This window comes from Bacillota bacterium (assembly GCA_040754675.1).
Taxonomy (GTDB): Bacteria; Bacillota; Limnochordia; order Limnochordales; family Geochordaceae; genus Geochorda.
In genome coordinates, this window is record JBFMCJ010000444.1 from 1 (window position 1) to 3372 (window position 3372).

General features: G+C 70.8%; 4 protein-coding genes. 1 reads left to right on the forward strand and 3 read right to left on the reverse strand.

Annotated elements, in window-relative coordinates:
- The coding region (locus AB1609_18695; GenBank protein MEW6048475.1) for a 6-phosphofructokinase at positions 1-203 on the reverse strand (203 nt) is incomplete at its 3' end.
- Between the two features lie 114 nt (positions 204-317).
- Here AB1609_18695 and AB1609_18700 point away from each other — a divergent pair.
- Complete coding sequence (locus AB1609_18700; protein MEW6048476.1) at positions 318-605, forward strand: small, acid-soluble spore protein, alpha/beta type; 288 nt, start codon at positions 318-320, stop codon at positions 603-605.
- Positions 606-615: 10 nt separating this feature from the next.
- Here the strand turns inward: AB1609_18700 and AB1609_18705 are convergent, their stop codons facing one another.
- Together AB1609_18705 and AB1609_18710 are read right to left on the reverse strand one after the other, a co-directional pair.
- Complete coding sequence (locus AB1609_18705; protein MEW6048477.1) at positions 616-2403, reverse strand: acyl-CoA dehydrogenase family protein; 1788 nt, start codon at positions 2401-2403, stop codon at positions 616-618.
- 16 nt (positions 2404-2419) lie between these two features.
- The coding region (locus AB1609_18710; GenBank protein MEW6048478.1) for a thiolase family protein at positions 2420-3372 on the reverse strand (953 nt) is incomplete at its 5' end.

Sequence of the window (3372 nt, forward strand, 5' to 3'; positions counted from 1 at the left end):
AGGACCGTGCCGCCCTGCCCGATGATCCCCCCGACGCTGCGCGCCGTCATCGGGATGAAGTCCCCGGCGATCAGGCCTGCGTAGCCCTGCCGCACGCCCCAGACCTGGAGTCCCCTGGCGATCCCGCCTCGCACCACGGACCGAATGGCGGCATTCATGCCGGGGGCATCCCCGCCGCTGGTGAGCACCGCGATGTGCTTCATGAGAGAGAAGATCCTCTTTCCCTGCGCTTGGTAAGCGTTGTACGCCGGCCCGCGGCCGGCGCATAAGGCGCCCTGCGACGGCGTACCCTGCCTGCCAGGGAGGTCGTCCACTCCGTGACCGAGACGCACGATACGGCCCATCCGAAGCGCTACAGGGTGCGCCGCTCCCAAGATACCCAACAGGAAGTTGGCGTGCAAGGGGAAGATGCCGTGAGGGAGAGCCTGAAAGAGCAGGTCGCCCGCGACCTGGGGCTGGCGGACGACCTGCGAAACCCCGACGAATTATCCGTGCGCGAGGCCGGAAAGATCGGGGGCCAGATGGTTCGCCGCCTCATCAGCATGGGCAAGCGGGAGCTGGCCGAAAAGAAGCGGCAGCCGGCACCCGACGCCGGCGGCGGGTAATTCTCGGCGCTTACCTCGGCCCAAGCGGGTAACCGCCGGCCTGGCGAACCGCCCGGGCGACGAGCCGGCGAAGCTCCACGACCGGCACCGGAGGGCGCCGCAGCGCCGCCAACAGCGGCTGGACGCGCTCTGCGTCCACCAGGATGTCCCGCCCGGCCTGTTCAAGGCTCCGGGCGCTTTCCTCGATCACCAGGCTTGCCAGGAGGGCATGCACCTTCTGGTCGTCCCCGGGGCCCGCCGCCGCGGCGACCTCGCGGGCGGCCCGGCGCGCCCGGATCCAGGCGCTCTGCGCCGCGTAGAAGGCGATCACCATGTCGGCAAGCCGCGCGACCTGCTCCTGCTGGCTTTCCAGAGCCGCACCGTGGCGCTCTACGAGCAAGGACGCCGCGTAGAGGGTGGCGCGCCGCGCTGCCGCCATCCACTCGGGCCCCGGCAGCCACGCCCCGCCCCCGCCGGATCCCGCTGAACCGGCCGCCTCGCCGGCACTGCCCCGCTCCACGGCCTGCCGCGCCGCCGCCATCTCCTGCAGGAGCGGAAGCCCGGCCCGCATGGCCCGGCGCATGAGCGCGTCGGGGATCAGGAGCCGGTTGATCTCGTTGGTGCCCTCAAAGATGCGGTTGATGCGGGCGTCCCGGTACATGCGCGACACCGGATAGTCGTTCATGAACCCGTACCCGCCGTGGATCTGCAGCGCCTCGTCCACGACGAAGCTCAACGTTTCGCTCCCGAAGACCTTGTTGGCCGAACACTCGACCGGCACGTCGGCGAGCGCCGCCGCAGGGTGCGCTTCTGCGCTCTTACGCGACTCGAGAAGCCCGGCCGTCCGGTAAACCATGCTCTCCAGAGCGTACAGCCGCACGGCCATTCCGGCCAGCTTCTCCTGGATGAGCCCGAACTCCGCGATCGCCTTCCCGAACTGCTGGCGCTGCTCAGCGTACTCGACGGCCACGGCCATGGCAGCCTTGGACGAACCCAAAGACCCGGCCGCCAGCTTGAAGCGCCCGATGTTGAGCACCCCAAACGCCACCGCGTGGCCCCGACCCACCTCGCCGAGCACGTTCTCCCGGGGCACCCGCACCCCGTCGAGGAAGACCGCGCGCGTCGATGACCCCCGGATGCCGAGCTTGTCTTCCTCCGGCCCCAGGCTCAAGCCCGGCAACGCGGCCTCCACCAGGAACGCGGTGAACTTCTCGCCGCCCACCTTCGCGTACACCACGAAAAGGTCGGCCAACCCCGCGTTGGTGATCCACTGCTTCTGCCCGGAAAGCCGGAAGTGCCCATCCTCCTCCGCGGCCACGCTGCGCACCGAGAGGGCGTCCGACCCCGCCATCGGCTCCGTAAGGGCGTACGCCGCCACCTTACGCCCGCTGACCAGGTCCGGCAAATAGCGCGCCTTCTGGTCAGGCGTTCCGAAGTAGACCAGCGGCAGCGTGCCGATCCCCGCGTGCGCGCCGAACGTGACGGCGAAATCCCCGGCACGGGCGATCTCCTCGGTGATGGCCGCCCCGAATACGGCCCCCAGCCCTGACCCCCCGTACGCCTCCTCGACTTCCACGCCCAGCAGGCCCAGGTCCCCCGCCCTCGCCAGGAGCGCCCGGAGGGTCGGGTAGTCGTGCTCCAGGAGTTTGCTCCCCTGCGCCAGCACTTCCCGCTGCACGAAATCCCGCGCCAGTTCGGCAATGGGTTGCGTCTCCCGGCGGGCCTGCTCCGGCGTGACGACCGCCTCTTCGTCGGCAGGCCCGGGATCGGCCACCAGGAACCCCGCCCCCCTGGCAAGCCACGAACCGCCTCCGCCCAAGAGGATCCCCCCTCACTCAGGCGGCCGCCTCGAACAGGCCGGCAGCCCCCATGCCGCCCCCCACGCACATGGTCACGATGCCGTAGCGTCCGTGCCGGCGGCGGAGTTCGTGTAGGAGCGTCGCGGTCAGCTTGGCGCCCGTGGCGCCCAGAGGGTGGCCCAGGGCGATGGCGCCGCCGTTCACGTTGACGCGCCCGGTATCGAGTTCCAGCCGCCGGATTACCGCCACCGTCTGCGCGGCAAACGCCTCGTTGAGCTCGATGAGATCCACGTCCTGAAGCCGCACGCCGGTCCGCGCCAGGAGCTTCGGCACCGCCTCCACCGGGCCGACGCCCATCACCTCGGGCGGTACGCCTGCCACGGCAAAGCCCCGGAACACTCCAAGCGGCCGGATCCCCAGGCTCTGTGCGCGCCGGGCCGACATGACCACCACGGCCGCCGCCCCGTCGCTCATCTGGGAGCTGTTACCCGCCGTCACGGTACCCCCTTCGGTGAACGCCGGGGCGAGGGCGCGCAGCGCCTCCATGGAGGTGTCCCGCCGCACTCCCTCGTCCACCTCGAACAGCCGCCCGTCCTCCAGGAGCACGGGTGCCGTCTCCTCCCGGAAGCGCCCGGCGTCGATGGCCGCCGCCGCCCGGCGGTGGCTCTCCAGAGCGTACGCGTCCTGGCTCTCCCGGTCGATGCCGTACCGGCGCGCCACCTCCTCAGCTGTGTGGCCCATGGAGATGTAGACCTCGGGGTAGTGGTCGATGAGGTACGGGTTGGGCGCCGGCTTGAACCCGCCCATGGGCACCCGGCTCATGCTCTCCACGCCGCCGGCCACAATGACTTCGGCGGCGCCGACCATGATCCGTTCGGCCGCCATGGCAATGGCCTGCAGGCCCGAGGCGCAGAACCGGTTGACGGTCAGCGCCGGCACCGACGCCGGCAGCCCCGCCCGGATCGCCGCGATCCGCGCTACGTTGAGCC